This window comes from Sphingomonas sp. Leaf339 (assembly GCF_001426195.1).
Taxonomy (GTDB): domain Bacteria; phylum Pseudomonadota; class Alphaproteobacteria; order Sphingomonadales; family Sphingomonadaceae; genus Sphingomonas.
The window spans coordinates 724,519-741,150 of record NZ_LMRS01000001.1 but is presented as its reverse complement, the minus strand read 5'-3'; the positions used below and the strand labels follow the sequence as shown (position 1 = coordinate 741,150).

The window sequence follows — 16,632 nt, the reverse complement described above, 5'->3', positions numbered from 1 at the left end:
GAGGATCAGGGCTTGATACCCCACCGAGCATATTCGCGATCGACCTGCGGCCAGATCGCGCGTGCGGTGGCGACGTCGACCTTGCTTTCGGCGAGCTTGCCCTGCCGGGCGCGGATGATCCCGCGCAAATACAGGCTGGCGGCCTGATCGGGCGAGGTGGCGAGCGCGGTGCCGAGGTCCGTCATCGCCTCGTCGAGACGGTTAAGGCGAAAATATACCATCGCCCGACTGTCGATTACGGCGGTACTGCCACTGCTGAGTTCGATCGAACGCGAGCAATCCTTTAGCGCGGTATCCAGCTGGACGCCCAGCGTTCCCTTGATCCAGCAGCGTGAATTGAGCAGCGCGGCGCTCGCCGGATCGTCAGCCAGCGCGGCATCGATCGCGGCCAGTGCCTCGTCCTTGCGCCCTGCTTTGGCGAGCAGGTCGGCCTTCATCGCCAGATAGCTGCCTGCATCCTTACCACCGGCGTCGACATGCTCCTGAACCATCGCCAGCGCCTGCGCCTGCTCGCCATGATCTATCCGGTATCCTGCCATCGCACCGACCACGTCGCTGTTGGCCGGATCGAGTTCCGCCGCCTGCTTCAGATCGGCGACCTGTTTTACCGGATCACCGGTCTGGTCGTACAGATTGGCCCGCCAGAGATAGGTCGACACCTCCGGCTCTATCTCCAGCGCCTTGCCCAGATCGGGGATCGCGGCGGCGCGATCGTATATGCCATCGAAGAAACGGGCGCGATTAAGATAGACGTCCTTGTCGCCCGGATCATTCTCGATCGCCTTGGCATAGGCGGTGAGGATCGGCTTCAGCGTCCCGCTGCGCCGGGCAGCGACGGCACTGGCATAGGCGGACGGCAGATTGGCCGGCGCGACGACCTCCAGCAGGCGGGTGTCCGCCAACGCCAGACGGGCGCGGGTGGCAGCGACGTCGGGCGCGGCGATTTCCGGCACGACCGTCGCGCTTTCCTCGTCGACCGTGACTAGGCCAGCCGCCAACGTCGTATTGCGCTTGATCGCCCGGCCGGCGATCGTTTCCCCGAGCGTCTGATCCCCGCCCAATGCGAAGCCCTGTCCGTCCTGCGGCAGATGCAGCCGGGTGTGGATCACCAGTCGTTCGCGCGCACCCACGATCACCGGCATCGCGCGCCATGCCGGCCGAATCCGGTCAGGTGTGAATTCGATCTGCCCGACGACGCGATCGAGCGTGAACCGGCGCCGTTCCCGCTCCTGCCGCCACGGGGTTGTCAACATACCGGTCGCCGTGACGGTCGCGAAGCCGGTGGCCGCGTCATAGGCGATCTTCTCATCGGCCAGCCGGGTGTCGCCGACCAGTTTGGTGACGAGGCCCTGAACCATCTCGCGGCGCTGATCCGCCGTCACCTGTTCGGCGGCGAGGCCGATCATCGATGCCGCCTGACCACGGAACTTCATCGAGACCGACATCAGCGTCGGCAAGGTCACGCCGGCACGCTGATCAAGGTCCAGCGTCACCTCGCCATCCGCGCGTGTATCCGGGCGGAACGGCACCGGCAGCAGATCCGCCCCGGCGTCACGGAGCGGCAGCACGGTACGGAACGGCGGAACGTCATGGATATCGACCAGCCGCGTGCCGCCGGCGGTGCCGTCCAGCCACAGCGTCTCTCCGCCGATCATGGCCTTCACCATCACATGGTCGAACGCGCCGGGCATCGGCAGACGGCCGGCGATCAGGTCGCCCGCCTGCGCGGGCGCGACTGCTGCCTCCGCGTCGATATTCAGTTCATGGAGCAGGGCGAGAAGCAACAGCGTCTTCGCCTTGCAATCGCCATAGCGCAGCGTCCAGGTTTCGGCTGGTGCTTGCGGTCGGTAATTACCGCCGTCCATGCCGTTGAACAGATAGCGGATCTTTTCCTGCACGAGTTCCAGTGCCTGCGCCGCGCGCGTTACCGGATCGGCAGAGGCTGCCTTGATCCGCGCGACCTCGCCGGCGAGCGGACTGCCGGCAGGAATTAGGCCTGCTGTGGTGTAGAGCGCTGCCATCGTCTTCGAGACGGCGGACCAGCCGGCAAAACTGGTCGCCTCGACGATTGTCGGACGGGCGAAGCGGACGGGGGCATCGGTCGGGATATCGGGCTGTTTGGGCAGGATGCCCTCGACTGTCAGGTCGCGATAGCCGCCGGTGGTCGTGACCACGGGCTTCGCACCCTCGGCATAGGTCTTCCATTGGACGGGATCGGCGACTGGCCACACAAAGCGCGTGCGCGCATAGCCGATACGGAACGGGGTGACCGGCAACGGCGCGCTGGTCTGCACCTGCCCCTTCAAGGCGGAATCGCGGTTGGTGATCGACACTGCGACGCGCAGCAAGTCGCCGATGCGCAGCCCCTCGACCGGCATCGTCGCGGTCAGCACGCCGTTGACCTCCCGCTGTTCCAATTGCTGTTCGCGGCGGATTACGGTGAAACGCTTGCCACCGGCGAGCAGATCGATGTGATCGGTGCCGCGAACGATCTCCACCCGGTGAACGATCAGATCACCGTTCGACGGCTGCCATGGAATGGTGAGCGTGCCGCTTTGTGCCAGCACCTCGGCCGACGCCATCCGCGTCGCACGATCGACATAGCCCCAGACCTGACCGTCCTGCAGCCGCTGCTGGTTGTCGAACAGCACGAACAGCGGCGCGGCGGGCGCGAGTTGCGCCGGCGTGATCGCCGGGGCGGGCTTCACCCAGTCGGGCGCCGGCTGATACAGCGGCGTCTCCCCTGCATGGGCAGTGCTCGCCAGCAACGCCCACGCCCCGACCGACCAACCCCACCGCGCCATCTTAATCCCCACTGAACCAACATGATCGTAGCCGGACCACGTGCACGATCAATGAAGATTCCGTGGTTCCTATGTCCCGATCTTATCCGTGTTCCGATCAGCGCGCGTGGTAGAAGTCATAGACCTGCTGAGCGACTGCCCCGGAGACGCCCGGTGCCCGCTGCAGATCGTCGAGGCTGGCGTTGCGGACGGCGCGGCCCGTGCCGAAGTGCATCAATAGCGCCTTCTTCCGGGCGGGACCGATACCAGGCACCTCGTCGAGCGGAGAAGCGCCCATTGCCTTTGCCCGCTTGTCGCGATGCGCGCCGATCACGAAACGGTGAACCTCGTCACGCAGGCGCTGGAGGTAGAACAGGACGGGCGCATTCACCGGCAATGTCAGTTCGCGGCCATCCATGAGGTGGAACACCTCCCGCCCCTCACGACCATGGTTCGGCCCTTTGGCGACGCCGACGAGGCAGACGTCCTCAATACCCAGATCCTCCAGGACGGTCTTGGCGGCATTCAACTGGCCACGGCCGCCGTCGATCAGGACGAGATCGGGCCAGCTGGCGTCGTCACGATCGGGATTTTCCTCCATCTGCCGGGTGAAGCGACGGCGGAACACCTCGCGCATCATACCGAAATCATCGTCGGTCGCCGCCTCGTTCCCCTTGATGTTGAACTTGCGATACTGACCTTTGCGGAAACCCTCCGGCCCGGCGACGACCATCGCGCCGAGAGCGTTGGTGCCCTGAATATGGCTGTTGTCGTAGATTTCGATACGGTCGGGCGGCCCTTCCAACTCGAACAACTCGGCGATCTCGCGCAACAGCTTGGCCTGCGTGGTGCTTTCGGCGAGCCGGCGTTCCAGTGCTTCTACGGCGTTGCGCTTGGCCTGTTCCATCAGCCGACGGCGGTCGCCGCGTTGCGGCACCGACAGCGCGACCTTGTAGCCGGCGGCGTCGCCCAGTGCCTGGGCCAGCAACTCGCCTTCTTCCAGTTCGCGGTCCAGCAGGATATGGCGGGCGGGCGGGACCTCTTCGTAGAATTGGGTGAGAAAACTGGTCATCACCTCGTCCTCCGGCACCTCGGCGGTGTGGGTGGGGAAGAAACTGCGATGGCCCCAGTTCTGACCGCCGCGGATGAAGAATGCCTGGATGCCGATCAGGCCGTCCTGACAGGCAAGCGCGAAGACATCGGCATCGCCCACACCCTCCGCATTGATCGCCTGCGTCCCCTGCACGAAGGTGAGCGCACGGAGACGATCGCGGAACAGCGCGGCAAGTTCGAAGTCCATGTTTTCGGCCGCCGTCTGCATCTGCGCGCCTAGCTTGGCCTGAACCTGCGTCGACTTGCCGGCGAGGAAATCCTTCGCGTCGCCGACCAACTCAGCATAGCCGTCCTTGTCGATCCGGCCGACGCAGGGCGCCGAGCAGCGCTTTATCTGGTAGAGCAGGCATGGCCGATCGCGGGTTTTGAAGAAGCCGTCGGTGCACGAGCGCAGCAGAAACAGCTTTTGCAGGGCGTTCAGCGTGTTGTTAACGCTGCCGGCGCTTGCGAAGGGGCCATAGTAATTGCCGACCGCGCGGCGGGCGCCACGATGCTTCTGGACGCGCGGGAAATCGCTGTCGGCCCGCAGCAGAATGAAGGGGAAGCTTTTGTCGTCGCGCAACAGGACGTTGTAGGCAGGGCGATAACGCTTGATGAGCTGCGCTTCGAGGAGCAGCGCCTCCGCCTCGTTGTTCGTCGTAACGATCGTCATCGACCGGGTTTGCGACACCATCCGTTGCAGGCGCTTCGGCAGGGCCTTGATCTGCGTATAGTTGGCCACCCGGTGTTTCAGCGAGCGCGCCTTGCCGATGTAAAGCACGTCACCCTTGGCATCCTGCATCCGGTAGACACCCGAGCGTTGCGGCAGGGTTTGCAGCACGTTGCGGATCGCGGCGACGCCGGCGTCGAGATCGGGCGTGTCCGATCCGCGCAGGGTGTAGGTCTGTTGTTCTTCGTTGAAGCGATCGGAAGTGGGGGCTGACATCGTTGCCGGAATCTAGGGTGCCGGCCGCGCTGCGGCTACCCCCGTGTCGCTATACTTGCGCGAACAGCTTCGTGCCGACGACGCCGACGACGGTCAGCGCCATGAAACCCATCTGCACCGGTCCGACCCGGTCGCCGAACAGGATAACACCGCCGATGATGACACCGACCGCGCCAAGCCCGGTCCAGACCGCATAGGCCGTGCCCGCGGGCAGTCCGCGCATCGCCACAGCCAGCAGGCCCATGTTGACGAAGCTGAGAACGATCGGCACCGACGATGCCTGCCATGTCGCGAGCGTCGCCGCCCATTTCAGGCTGAGTGCCCAGCAGATTTCAGTGCCGACGGCGACGGCGAGGACGAGCCAATACATGGGATTCTCCCACGGGCTCGTTTGAAAGCGGGCCGCCGGAAACCCGGAAGAGGCGGCCCGATATTCTTCGAACGTCTTAGTTCGGCCGACCGAGCCCAGCGATCGTGCGGCTGACCATCGCGTGGTCGGCGGTCGCATTGTGATGCTCGGCGATCAGCAGGCCCGCCGCCTTGGCAGCGGCATCGGCGGCGCGGGCACGGACCTCGGCGATCGCGGCGCGCTCGGCAGCGGCGATCTTGTCTTCGGCCATCTTGGCGCGACGATCCATCAGTGCTTCGGCATCTGCCTTGGCCTTGACGATGATGCCATGGGCCTCCGCACGGGCATGCTCGCGCATCGTCTCCGCGTCGGCATGAGCCGACTTGGCCTTGGCCTCGTATTCCGCCCGGAGTGCTTCGGCCTCAGCGCGCAGTTTGGCGGCCTCGTCCAATTGCGTGCGGATCGCGGCGATGCGGGTGTCGAGCATGCCGCCGATCAGCGTCGGCACCTTCTTCCACAACATGATCGCCACGACGACCAGCGCCGCAATGGCGACCCAGCCGGTGGAGTCGAAGCCGAGCGCGGTCGGCGACGGCGCGTGTTCTTCCGTGGAAGCGACGGTGCCGTGGACGCCGTCGCCTTCCTTGATCGGCACTGCGTTCATGCCGGTTTCATGAGCGGCGTCGGCGAGGTTGTCGGCGACGGCCGTGCTGGCATTGATGCCGGGATTAGCCATGCGCCCGTACCTCCCGAACCGCATGCGCGGCCTGATCGACGCTCACCTGAACGCCCGACAGCTTGGCGACAAGCTGCTGGGCCACTTCGGCAGCGACGGTTTCCAGATTGGCGAGCGCTTCTGCCTTGGCATTGGCGATCGCCAGATCGTGGTGTCCCAGACGCTCGGCCAATTCAGCGTCCGCCGCCTTGACCTGCAATTCTGCCGATTGAGTCGCTTGAATCTTGGCAGCGTTGGTGTCGGCGGCGGCGGCGGTGCGTGCCGCCTCCATCTCGACGCGCCATGCCTCCTCCGTCCTGTCCGCCTGAAGCCGGGCGGCTTCGGCAGCGGCAAGATCACCGGCGATCCGCGATTCGCGCGCGTCGACGGTGGCCACGATCTTCGTCACCATCCCGCGACCCACTACGAAGTAGAGTAGGCCGAACGTGATGAGCAGCCAAAAGATCTGCGAGGCATAAGTGGCGGCGATCTGGGAAATCTGGGGCATGCGCGTCCTTCAGCGTTCGACCGGGAGCCCCCGATAAAGGGACACCCGGCCGATACGGCTTCTTAAATCAGGCGACGAACAGCAGGATGATCATCGTCACGAACGCGAGCAGGCCGAGAAGCTCCGCACCGGCGAAACCGATGAACAGGCGGCCCTGCTGGCTGTCCGCGGCGCCCGGATTGCGCAGGGCGCCTTCGAGGAACTTGGCGAACACGTTGCCCACGCCGAGCGAGGCGAGGCCCATGCCGATCGCGGCCAGACCGGCGCCGATCATCTTTGCGGCTTCTGCGTCCATATCAATCACTCCAGGTCAGATAAAAAAGGGTGGAAAGTCTCGAAAGTCACACCTGCGCACGCGCACGCGCGTCAGTGCAGGTTCACCGCGTCGTTCAGATACACGCTCGTCAGCAACGCGAAGACATAGGCCTGAATCGCCGCGACCAGCAGTTCCAGAAGGGTGATGCCGATCATCAGCACGAAGCTGGGCAGCGTCACGATCGCCGCATAGCCCGGACCCATGTTGATGCCGTTGATGACGAACGCCGCCAGCACCTTCAGCAGGATGTGCCCGGCGGTCATCGCGACGAACAGTCGCAGACCCAGCGAGAACGGGCGTACCAGAAAGCTCATCAGCTCGACGACGAAGATCAGCGGGATCATCACCACTGGCGTGCCGTGCGGCACGAACAGCGAGAAGAAATGGAAGCCGTGGCGGCCGAAGCCGACGATCAGGACGATCGCGAACGAGATGATCGCGAGCACGCCGGTGACGGTCAGGTGGCTGGTAACGGTGAACGGATGGACACCCGGCACGACACCGAAAGGCAACAATCCCAGGATGTTGGCGAACAGGATGAACATGAACAGCGAGAAGACATAAGGGATAAACCGCTTGCCTTCAGGCCCGACGTTCGACGTCAGCATGTTGGAGACGAAGCCGGTGAAACCCTCCACAGCGGCCTGCCAGCGACCGGGAACCAGCTCGCGCTTCATCCCGCCGATCATGAAGACCATCAGCGAGGCGAGTGTCACCACCATCCACAACGCGGAGTTGGTGAACGACAGGTCGTAGCCGCCCACCACCCAATGCGAACCCAGCACGGGTTCGATCAGGAACTGGTGCATCGGGTCGATCTTGCTGCCTTCTGCCGCCGCCACCAACTAGCTCCAAACTACGAAAAAGCGCTCGGATCACTCCGGGCGCTCGTTGCCTATACGAATGATCTGCCTGAACGCGACCGCTATCCCGAGGAACAGCAATACGATCAGCCCCCATGGCGTCGTGCCGAACCAGCGGTCTATGCACCACCCGATCAGCGCGCTGCCGACCAGACTTCCGATCAAGGCCGAGATGACGCGGTTTCCCTGGGAATATCCCCGGTCCGTATCCACCTTCACCCCCGACCGTGCCGCTTCCTGAACTCGCGCCTCTCGCAAACGCTCGTCGAGCGCGGAAAGTCGCGGGTCCTCCGCGTCATGGAAGTCCCGTCCGGAGTCGTTTTCCGCCACGTATCATCCCCTGCCCAAAACATTGGCCATACCGGGGGAAACACGAGAACGGCGAGCGACCCCGCCAAGGCGCCGTCCGTTTAGAAAGCGTAACCGGCCAAGTCAACCGCATGACAGCAATCGCGCCGTCATGCGGGATCGCGCGACCGTCTAGACGCAGCGAGGATCGCGAGTCGGCGCGGCGGCCGTCCGGGTCGCCCAGACGCCATCGGGCGTGCGGTACTTTTCCCCCGGCGCGGTCTGCGCGATCAGGTTGCAGCCGCTGGTGAAGGCCATCTGCTCGACCGTCGCACCGCTGGCCGACGCCTTTTGCGTGTAGGCCGACTTGCGCTGGATGTTGATGTTCGCGACCACCGCGCGCAGATCGGCCGAGCCGGCGCCGACAAGGCCGATATAGCCGTCCGCCTGCTCGCCCACCTGCCCCGTGGCGCGCGCGGCGGCATAGGCGGGATCGCGCTGTGCCCAGGCGGTAGCGGACAAGCCGATGGTCAGGGCCGCGGCGGCGATCAGGATGGCCTTGGTCTTCATGTCAGAAAATCCCCGGGTTCTGCTGGATCAGTGTCTTCGCCTCATTATCGAGCCGGTACACCACTTCCTGCGTCACACTGATGTTCAGGTTTATCACGATCGGCTTGTCGGGCGCGGTGACGTTCACGCATCCAGCGGTCGTCACGGTCGCACCTGCCAGCATGAGGATCGTCATTGTTCGCATCGTCGTCAACCTGAAACGGTTCATCGCATGGTCTCGCTTGCTGAAGGCTGAATGGCGGGAGTCGGCAGGGTCGGGATCGAGATCGTCGGCGGGTGCGCCTGCCCCGCGCGGCGCTGTTGTTCGAGAAGGGCGGGCAGGTTGCGCTGGATCAGGCGGCGGGGGTCGTAAAAGGACTGCGCCGAATCGAGCAGGCCGCGAAACGGCGCCTTGATGCGCACGTTGAAGATGAAGGGCAGCTTCTGCAGGCGGCGGACGAGGAAATTCGATTTTGCCCCCTGCCCCTGACTGATCCCGGCGAACCGGACGTCGGTGACCATCTCGCCCGCGAGCGGGCCGTTCAGGGTTAGCGCGAGGCTGCGATAACGCAGTGATTTCAACGCCTGGAAGGCGAGATCGCCCCAGACGCCGAGCTGCTCCTGCCCCAGCGCACCGACATAGGCGATCGTGCCGCCGCCCTCACGCATGGCGAGTTGACCGTTTTCGATCCGGCCGCCGGATTCGTCGAAGATCATCGGCAGAACGCCGTCGAAGGTGCCGGTGGCGTTCAGATTGTCGACGTCGAACTGTTGCAGGAACTGGTCGGCACGAGCTCCATCGACGCGGAAGGTCAATCGCCGCTCGCTGGTGCCGTCGAAGGTCAGGCGGGACGGATCGAGTGTCAGAGCACCGCCCGCAAAGGGCCAGCGAGCACCCTCCACCTGCACCTGCGCCGGGCCGAGCAATTGGTAGTTCACGGTGCCGTCCTGCACGGCGATGCCGGGATTGACGGTGCGGATCGTCGCAACCTGACCCGGCGGCGTATGCAGGCCGAGCAAATCGTCGAACCGCACGCGCGTCGCGATCCCCATCGCCGGGCCGAACGCGGCGGCGAGATCGAGCGCGGCGGTGCCGAAATCGCCGGTGCTGGTGACGCCGGCCGGGCTCCAGGCGATATGGCCAGTGCCGTCGACGGTGCCGCGGACATCGGCGACGACACCGAAGGTCAACGGCGTCAGCAGATCAGGCTGGAAGCCGTCGCCGAACGCCAGCGCGGGGACCGCAAGATCAGCGGTGCCGGTGCCGCTCGACAGCCGGTGGAGGATGGCGACGTTCGCGACGCGAGTGCCGGTTGTCGGTTCGTGCAGGGTACCGGTGACGTCGATGCGGTCGCCCGCCAGCGTGAGTGCCACATCGCGGGCGGCGAGCGGGCGGAAGCGAGGGACAGTCGCCTGATCCGATACGGTGAGCGCGCCGGTCAATGCGAGGGTGCCGCCGGCCAGCGTCCAGTCGCCCGACGCCGCCGACAGGATCAGCGGGACATTGCCGATCTGGCCGCCGGCGCCGTCGTATTGGCCGGTCACGCGGCCGCTCGCCACCGTGCCGGTCAGCGTGGCGATGTCGAGTCGGGAAAGGCGATCGGGGCTGCCGAGTTGGGCGGCGACGTTGGCGAGGGTGAAGCCCGGTTTACCCAACCGCCCTTCCCCGCCGGCGATCGTCAGCGTCAGGGGCGTGCCGCCGAGGCGTCCGGTGAGGGTCGTGGCGGCAAGCCGGGCGCCACCGGCGAGACGGTTGCCATCCAGCGTCACCAGCGCGGAGCCGGTCGGGCACAGAGTCGATCGGGCGGGATCGAGCGTCAGGCCGGCGAGCGTCAGCGCGTCGATCGTCACCGGCGTGCAGGACGGATTGACGACGACATGGCGGTGGCCGTCCCAGAACAAGGAGATCGGTGCGGTCAGGCCATCGACGCGACCGTTGCCGATCGGGCCGGACAAGGTCGCGTGCGTCGCGATCCGCGTCGCGCCGCCGGGAGTGGCCGAGAAGGTGACTGGCGACAGCGCGAGGCGGGCAGTGTCCGCGGTATAGGGATCGACGATGGCGCGGCCGCGGATGGGCGCGCCGACCATTGCCTGTGACAGTGAGACGCGCAATCCGGGCAGGCCCCCGCCCCCGACGATCAACTGCCCGTCGAGGCGGACGCCGGTCTGGTCGATCGCGGTCGCCCCCCATTGCGTGAGCCGCGCGCCGCTGGCCGTGTCGATCGCGATGCGGGACAGGGCGAGCGACTTGGGGGACGCCCGCAGATCGGCCACCGCGTCGAAGCGATGACCGGCGGCGGCGACGGCGGCGGCGCCCTTTGCGACCAGCGGCGCCAGCGGTGTTCCTGCCGCCGCATCGTGCCATGAGGTGACCTGTCGAAGCAGCAAGGGATCGATGGCACCGGCGGTGATGGCGGCCCGGCCAGTGAAATGCGGGTGGGTGCCGATCTGATAACGGCCATCGATCGTCAATTGACCCGCACTGCCCTGCATCAGCCGTGGCCGATCAGCGGTAGCGAAGATCGTGCCGTCGATCTGTTGCGTGGTGCCGCCGAATGTCAGCTGGCCGTGCGTGGCGGCGATGCGGGCGCCCGTCGTCGAGATGCCAGCGGTGGCGATCTGTGCCTCGCCTTGCCAGCGATCGAGGGCGGCGCTCAGCGCGACATCCAGATCGGCGCGGGCTGCGATGACAGTAATGGTATCGCACTGGATACGGGCAGCGCGGACGGGGCCGACGAGATGGGGTTGCTCTCGCGTGATCCGAACCTGCATCGAGGCAGTGGTGCCGGTCGCGATACAGGGACCGGTCGACAGTCGTGGTGCGGCCAGCCGCACGCGACCGGCGAAACCGTCGTCCAGCTTGCCCCTGCCGGTGACCGCCAGTGCGACGGCACCGGCCGGGGTCGCGAGGCGGATTTGTGCGTCTTCGACGTCGACGTTCAGGGACGGCAGCGCGAACGGCTTGCCGGATGATGGCGGCAGGAGCCGATCGATCGCGCCCAGCGAGACCTTGCCATCGACCAGCTTGCCGTTGAGGCGGACATGGCCGGCGGATACACCAACCAGGTACGGCCCCGATGGTGACAGGGCGACGCGCGTCTCCACCCAGTCGGCGGTTAGGTCGGGGTTGGCGGGATCGCCGATCGAGACGTTGGTCAGCCGCTGGCGGCCAATGCCGAGATCGGCGACCGTATAGCGCGCCGGCACTTGTCGCCGGCTTAGTTCGCGATCGACGAAATGGGTGAGGATCGGCCGACGCTCGATCCACAAAATGCCCAGCACCGTGGAGAGCGACAAGGCCGCCGCCAACGCAAGACGGCGTTTCCGGTAAGGTGATGGCTCCGGCAACGGTGCGTGGTCGTCAGTCTCGTCCACGCATTCCTGCCGTTATTCCAACGCTCATCACCATCCCATAAGGACGGCGGCGGGCGGCGGCAATCGATCCTGCGGTTTAGTCGAGCGGGGCAGGGCCGGTAGTGGAGACAGGAATCTGGCCGACGCTGTGGTCCTGTGCGGCGAGCAGGTAATCGGCGTTGGTCAGGAAGGGCACGGGGTTGACCGCGTGGCCATCCATCCGGACTTCGTAATGAAGGTGGGAGCCGGTGGAGCGGCCGGTCGAGCCCATCAGCGCGATCAACTGGCCACGGGTGACGCGGGCGCCATCGCTGACGAGGATCTTCGACAGATGGCCGTAGCGGGTCGCGATGCCCTTGCCGTGGTTGATCTCAACCAGGTTGCCATAGCCGCCCTGACGATCGGCGTGCGATACGATACCGTCGGCGGTCGCATAGATCGGCGTGCCGATCGGACCAGGGATATCGACCCCGGCGTGCATCGCGGCGGTGCCGCGGAACGGATCGGAGCGGATACCGAAATTGCTGGTGAACTGAAGCTTGGCGACGGGGTGGACCGAGGGGATCGCGATCGCGCCCTTACCGAGGCCGCCATCGAAGCTCTTCCAGGTCTGGAACAGCGTCTTGAACTGACGGTCCGCCTTCAGGTCGGCGGTCGCTTCGGCACTGGGGATCGGAATGTACTCGCCGCCGGTGGCGGGCTTGCCAGCAACGGTGTGGGCTGTGGCCGGCTCGTCGGCAGCCAGAGCCGGCGTGGCGATCGTCGAGAAGACCAACATGGCCGAAAGGAAATGCTTGTTCATCGAACCCCGCACAACATCGCCGATCTCCCGTTCGGGGATCGACCCGACCATCCAAGCTGATTCGCAGCCCCACCGCGTTCCAACACGATGATGTGTGGCCGGAATGTTCAGTCGGCGGCAAGAGGCGCGTAGAACTCTCGCGTCAGACCGGCACGGGCGCGCGCCGAATCGTTGAACGGCGGCTTAACGACACCGCGAAAGTAGCGGCGGACCAGCATCTGCCAGTGCGGCGCGGGGGCGATATCGCCCGCTGCACACAGGAATCCGAACCATTTGGCGCCGAAACCGACATGGCGAATCTCGTCGGTGTAGATGCGGTGGAGGATGCGGGCGCTCGGTTCGTCACCGGCGATCCGGAAGCGGGTGACGGTGTCGGGCGTGACGTCGAGGCCGCGTGCCTCCAGCACCATGGGCACGACCGCGAGCCGGGCGGCAGCATCGTGCGCGGTTGCCGCTGCCGAATCCCACAGGCCGACATGCGCGGGCAAGGCCCCATAGCCTGATCCCAACACGCGCAATCGCCGATCGAGGATGGCGAAATGCATCGCCTCGTCCGCGCCGACCGATAGCCAGTCGTCGACGAAGCTGCGAGGAAACTGCGCGCCGAAGCGGCCCGCCACGTCAAAGGCGAGATCGATCGCGGAAAATTCGATATGCGCCAGTGCGTGAAGCAGTGCGATCCGGCCGCGTTCCGATCCGCCGCCGCGTTTCGGCATGCGGTTGGGCGGCAGCAATTCGGGCGAGGCCGGGCGGGCCGGTTGATCGGGCATCGTAGCATCGAAATCGTGGCGCAGGTCGCCACGCCGCCATGCCCGCGCCACGGCCCGCGCGGTGCGGATCTTCAGCGGCGGGTCGGCGGCGAGCAGGACCGCCCGGCACGCCTCCCCCACCGTTTGCATCACGCCGCCCGCGCCGCCGTCAGCACCGCTTCGGCATGGCCGGGCACGCGCACCTTGCGCCACACCTGCCCCAGCGTGCCGTCGATGCCAAACAGGAAGGTGGCGCGCTCGATGCCCATATAGGTCTTGCCGTACATCTGCTTTTCGCCCCAGACGCCGAATGCCTCGCAGGCAGTGCCGTCCTCATCGCTGGCCAAGGCGACGGTGAGCGCGTGCTTGGCGGTGAACTTCATGTGGGCGGCGGGCGAATCCTTCGACAGGCCGAGTACGGTGACGCCGGCAGCGGCGAAATCGGCGGCGAGCGCGGAGAAATCCTGCGCCTCGCGTGTGCAGCCCGACGTGTCATCCTTGGGATAGAAATACACGACCAGCGGCAGCGGCATCGTCGCCAGATCGAGCGGTTCGCCGTCCGGTTTCGTTACGCGGACCGGGGGAACGGGATCGCCAATGTTCATCATGCCTCCAGCGCGGACCACGCCGCCGCGACCTCCTGCCGCGCCGTATCAAGACTGGCAACCACCGCGGCCCAGTCCGGCAGGCCGAGCGCGGTTGCGACCAGCGCGCGGGTGGCATCGGCGGGCGGCGCGGCATCAGGCGCGACGAGCCGCATCGTGATCAGCAGGCGGGTCAGCAGATCATACGCGGCGCGCATCGTCGGCGGCAGCCGTTGACTGTCGATCAGCCGATCGATCGCGGTGCCGAGATCGGGGACCAGCGCAGTGTGGTGCGACAGTTGCAGGGCGTGGACGGTGAATTCCAGATCGACGAGGCCGCCGGGCAGCAGCTTGGCATCGAGCGGGCCGGCGGGCGGCTTGTGACGGGCGACGTCGGCGCGCATCGTCCTGGCCTCTGCGACGATGTCGCGCGATGGCCGGTTGCCGCCCAAGACATCCACGACGATCGCGTCGGTCGCCGCGCGGGCGGCGGCTGAACCGAAGACGACGCGGGCGCGGGTCAGCGCCATATGCTCCCACGTCCAGGCGTCCCCGCGCTGATAACGCGCGAAGCTGTCGAGCGTCACGGCGAGCGGGCCATGCGTGCCTGATGGCCGCAGCCGCGTATCGACGGCATAGAGCTGCCCCGCCGCCGTCGCGACGGACAGCGCCGCCGTCACCCGGCTCGCGAGCCGGTTGTAATAGAGCGTCGCGCCGAGAGGCTTGGTGCCATCCGATTCGGCGGCAAAATCGCCAGTGAACAGATAGACGAGATCGAGATCGGAGGCATGCGTCAGCACGCCGCCGCCCAGTCGGCCGAGCGCGAGGATCACCAACTCACTGTCCGGCACGCGGCCATGCGTTTGCGCGAATTCGGCCACCGTTGCCTCCGCCAGCACCGCCACCGCCGCCTCTGCGACACGGGCATAACCCGCCCCGACGGCGAGCGGATCGGCAGTACCGGCGACGATCTGAGCGCCCAGCGCGAAGCGCGCCTCGCCGACGATCCGTCTGACATGGTCGAGCCGCGCACTGTAATCAGCGACATCACCACCGCGCATGGTTTCGGCGAGGGCGGTGACCTCTCCGACCCCATCCAGCGCGGTCGCATCGATCAGGCCGTCGAGCAGCGCTGGCTGGCGCGCCAGTTCGTCAGCCAGCGGCGGCGCGTGCGACAACAGCCGGACGAGCAGATCGGCGAGACCCGGTCGCGCCTCCAGCAGGCGGAAGATGTTGATGGCGCTGGGCATTCGCTCCAGCATCGTGTCGAACCGGCGCAGTGCCTGATCCGGATCAGGTGCGCCGCCGAGCGCTTCGACCAGCGTCGGCAGCACCGCCTCCAGCGCGGCACGGGCGGGCGGGCTGCGCAGGGCGGGATAAGTGCCGGTGCGCCATGCGGCAATTCGTTGGGTGGTCGTGGCCGGGTCGAAGCCCGCCGCCGCCAGTGCGGGGGCGAGCGTTTCCGGATCGCGCGACAATGCCGGGCGCTGGCGATCGTCTAGCGCGTCATACACTCGGCCGACCCGCTCGACGTGCGGGCGCAGCAAGTCGAGGAGGGCATCGCCGTCCGCCAGACCGTGCAGCGTCGCCACCTGGTCGAGCGGTTCGCCGGCCAGCGGCAGGTGGTGCGTCTGCCGGTCGTCGACCATCTGCACGCGGTGTTCGATGGTCCGCAGCAGCGTGTAGGCGGATGACAGCGCGGCGGCATCGTCGACGTCGATCGAGCCGGCGATCGCCAGTTCCTCCAACGCGTTACGTGTCGCGGGCGCGCGCAGGGCGGCATCGCGACCGCCATGGATCAACTGGTGAATCTGCGCGAAGAATTCGACCTCGCGGATGCCGCCCCGGCCGCGCTTCAGATCGTAGCCGGGGCCGAACGCCTGCCCTTGCGCGTGATGGTCGCGAATGCGCGCGGACAGGCCGCGGATTTCGCCGACCGCGCCGAAATCGAGTGTGCGCCGCCAGACGAATGGCCGCACCGCCGCAAGGAAACGGCGGCCCAATTCCAGATCGCCAGCGGCGGCGCGCGCTCTGATGAAGGCGGCCCGCTCCCATGCCAATGCCTGGCTTTCGTAATAGGCGATGGCGCCGTTCACCGGCAGGGCGATCGGCGTCACCTCTGGTGATGGGCGCAGGCGCAGATCGACGCGAAGGACATACCCTTCGCCATCGCGGGCCTGCAGCAATTCAACGACGCGCCGGGCGATGCGGACGGCGGCCTCCTCCGGCTCCTCGCGGGCGCGGCGGGGCAATGTTTCGGGATCGAACAGCAGGATAGGATCGATGTCCGATGAATAATTGAGCTCGCCGGATCCCTGTTTGCCGAGCGCAATCGCGGCGAAACCGCGCGGCTCCTCGCCGGGATATCGCTCGGTAATGGCGGCGCGGATGGCGGTGCCGAGCGCGTCGTCGGCGAATCGGGTCAGCGCACCGGTAACGGCAGTCAGATCGAGAGCGCCCGCCAGATCGCCCAGCGCGATCCCCAGTGCGAGCGCGCGGCGGCGGCGGCGGAGACGGACTGCTACCGGCAAGTCAAGTGGCAGATCGTCGGTATCGAGTAGCAGCCGCCCTGCCCTAGCCGCGTCGGCGACCCGCGGCTCTCGCGTCGCCAGCATCGCCAGAAAAGGCGACCATTTGATCGCGCGGTCCAGTGCATCGGGGAGGCCGGCGTGGACCTGCGCAATTGTCATGCGATCGTCACAGATGCGGACCTAGACGAAACGAAAGCGCCGCC

15 protein-coding genes are annotated in these 16,632 nt (G+C 66.5%); all 15 read right to left on the bottom strand.

Annotated features, from left to right (window positions below):
• Positions 1–5: 5 nt before the first annotated feature.
• Positions 6–2,804 (bottom strand): DUF3857 domain-containing protein, encoded by a 2,799-nt coding sequence (locus tag ASG67_RS03400; protein WP_056525198.1) that lies wholly within the window; start codon positions 2,802–2,804, stop codon positions 6–8.
• Between the two features lie 97 nt (positions 2,805–2,901).
• Positions 2,902–4,821 carry an excinuclease ABC subunit UvrC gene (uvrC, locus tag ASG67_RS03395; protein ID WP_056525193.1) on the bottom strand — a complete coding sequence of 640 codons (1,920 nt, stop codon included), beginning with the start codon at positions 4,819–4,821 and terminating at the stop codon, positions 2,902–2,904.
• 49 nt (positions 4,822–4,870) lie between these two features.
• On the bottom strand, positions 4,871–5,191 hold the full coding sequence (locus ASG67_RS03390; RefSeq protein ID WP_056525191.1) for a DMT family transporter: 321 nt from the start codon (positions 5,189–5,191) through the stop codon (positions 4,871–4,873).
• Between the two features lie 76 nt (positions 5,192–5,267).
• The gene (locus tag ASG67_RS03385; protein ID WP_056525188.1) at positions 5,268–5,906 is read right to left on the bottom strand and encodes an ATP synthase subunit B; all 639 of its coding nucleotides are present in this window, start codon (positions 5,904–5,906) and stop codon (positions 5,268–5,270) included.
• Positions 5,899–6,393, bottom strand: a complete 495-nt coding sequence (locus ASG67_RS03380) for an ATPase (RefSeq protein WP_056525185.1) — start codon at positions 6,391–6,393, stop codon at positions 5,899–5,901. The genes ASG67_RS03385 and ASG67_RS03380 overlap by 8 nt, the downstream gene beginning before the upstream one ends.
• A gap of 67 nt (positions 6,394–6,460) precedes the next feature.
• Positions 6,461–6,688, bottom strand: coding sequence for a F0F1 ATP synthase subunit C (locus tag ASG67_RS03375; protein ID WP_038662560.1), 228 nt, complete (start codon positions 6,686–6,688; stop codon positions 6,461–6,463).
• 71 nt (positions 6,689–6,759) lie between these two features.
• Positions 6,760–7,551, bottom strand: coding sequence for a F0F1 ATP synthase subunit A (locus tag ASG67_RS03370; RefSeq protein WP_268796272.1), 792 nt, complete (start codon positions 7,549–7,551; stop codon positions 6,760–6,762).
• 33 nt (positions 7,552–7,584) lie between these two features.
• A complete protein-coding gene (locus ASG67_RS03365) occupies positions 7,585–7,902 on the bottom strand; it encodes an AtpZ/AtpI family protein (protein WP_056525182.1) in 318 nt (105 codons plus the stop codon).
• A gap of 150 nt (positions 7,903–8,052) precedes the next feature.
• Positions 8,053–8,430 (bottom strand): YdbL family protein, encoded by a 378-nt coding sequence (locus tag ASG67_RS03360; protein ID WP_056525179.1) that lies wholly within the window; start codon positions 8,428–8,430, stop codon positions 8,053–8,055.
• A gap of 1 nt (position 8,431) precedes the next feature.
• Positions 8,432–8,605: a YnbE family lipoprotein gene (locus tag ASG67_RS03355; protein WP_235535025.1), complete on the bottom strand. Its 174-nt coding sequence runs from the start codon at positions 8,603–8,605 to the stop codon at positions 8,432–8,434.
• 29 nt (positions 8,606–8,634) lie between these two features.
• Positions 8,635–11,784 carry an intermembrane phospholipid transport protein YdbH family protein gene (locus ASG67_RS03350; protein ID WP_235535024.1) on the bottom strand — a complete coding sequence of 1,050 codons (3,150 nt, stop codon included), beginning with the start codon at positions 11,782–11,784 and terminating at the stop codon, positions 8,635–8,637.
• 76 nt (positions 11,785–11,860) lie between these two features.
• Positions 11,861–12,565 (bottom strand): M23 family metallopeptidase, encoded by a 705-nt coding sequence (locus tag ASG67_RS03345; protein ID WP_056526415.1) that lies wholly within the window; start codon positions 12,563–12,565, stop codon positions 11,861–11,863.
• A gap of 107 nt (positions 12,566–12,672) precedes the next feature.
• Positions 12,673–13,464 (bottom strand): ferritin-like domain-containing protein, encoded by a 792-nt coding sequence (locus tag ASG67_RS03340; protein ID WP_056525174.1) that lies wholly within the window; start codon positions 13,462–13,464, stop codon positions 12,673–12,675.
• Positions 13,464–13,919, bottom strand: a complete 456-nt coding sequence (locus ASG67_RS03335; protein WP_056525171.1) for a peroxiredoxin — start codon at positions 13,917–13,919, stop codon at positions 13,464–13,466. Before ASG67_RS03335 ends, ASG67_RS03340 begins: the two co-directional genes overlap by 1 nt.
• Positions 13,919–16,588 (bottom strand): bifunctional [glutamine synthetase] adenylyltransferase/[glutamine synthetase]-adenylyl-L-tyrosine phosphorylase, encoded by a 2,670-nt coding sequence (locus ASG67_RS03330; RefSeq protein WP_056525168.1) that lies wholly within the window; start codon positions 16,586–16,588, stop codon positions 13,919–13,921. The genes ASG67_RS03335 and ASG67_RS03330 overlap by 1 nt, the downstream gene beginning before the upstream one ends.
• Positions 16,589–16,632: the final 44 nt, after the last annotated feature.

What these genes read in the sequence shown, in the direction of transcription:
- ASG67_RS03360 (WP_056525179.1), bottom strand. Translation starts at nt 8,430, where the DNA reads ATGAAGACCAAGGCCATCCTGATCGCCGCCGCGGCCCTGACCATCGGC.
- ASG67_RS03380 (WP_056525185.1), bottom strand. Translation starts at nt 6,393, where the DNA reads ATGCCCCAGATTTCCCAGATCGCCGCCACTTATGCCTCGCAGATCTTT.
- ASG67_RS03355 (WP_235535025.1), bottom strand. Translation starts at nt 8,605, where the DNA reads ATGACGATCCTCATGCTGGCAGGTGCGACCGTGACGACCGCTGGATGC.
- ASG67_RS03345 (WP_056526415.1), bottom strand. Translation starts at nt 12,565, where the DNA reads ATGAACAAGCATTTCCTTTCGGCCATGTTGGTCTTCTCGACGATCGCC.
- ASG67_RS03375 (WP_038662560.1), bottom strand. Translation starts at nt 6,688, where the DNA reads ATGGACGCAGAAGCCGCAAAGATGATCGGCGCCGGTCTGGCCGCGATC.
- ASG67_RS03390 (WP_056525191.1), bottom strand. Translation starts at nt 5,191, where the DNA reads ATGTATTGGCTCGTCCTCGCCGTCGCCGTCGGCACTGAAATCTGCTGG.
- uvrC (WP_056525193.1), bottom strand. Translation starts at nt 4,821, where the DNA reads ATGTCAGCCCCCACTTCCGATCGCTTCAACGAAGAACAACAGACCTAC.
- ASG67_RS03385 (WP_056525188.1), bottom strand. Translation starts at nt 5,906, where the DNA reads ATGGCTAATCCCGGCATCAATGCCAGCACGGCCGTCGCCGACAACCTC.
- ASG67_RS03330 (WP_056525168.1), bottom strand. Translation starts at nt 16,588, where the DNA reads ATGACAATTGCGCAGGTCCACGCCGGCCTCCCCGATGCACTGGACCGC.
- ASG67_RS03340 (WP_056525174.1), bottom strand. Translation starts at nt 13,464, where the DNA reads ATGCAAACGGTGGGGGAGGCGTGCCGGGCGGTCCTGCTCGCCGCCGAC.
- ASG67_RS03335 (WP_056525171.1), bottom strand. Translation starts at nt 13,919, where the DNA reads ATGAACATTGGCGATCCCGTTCCCCCGGTCCGCGTAACGAAACCGGAC.
- ASG67_RS03400 (WP_056525198.1), bottom strand. Translation starts at nt 2,804, where the DNA reads ATGGCGCGGTGGGGTTGGTCGGTCGGGGCGTGGGCGTTGCTGGCGAGC.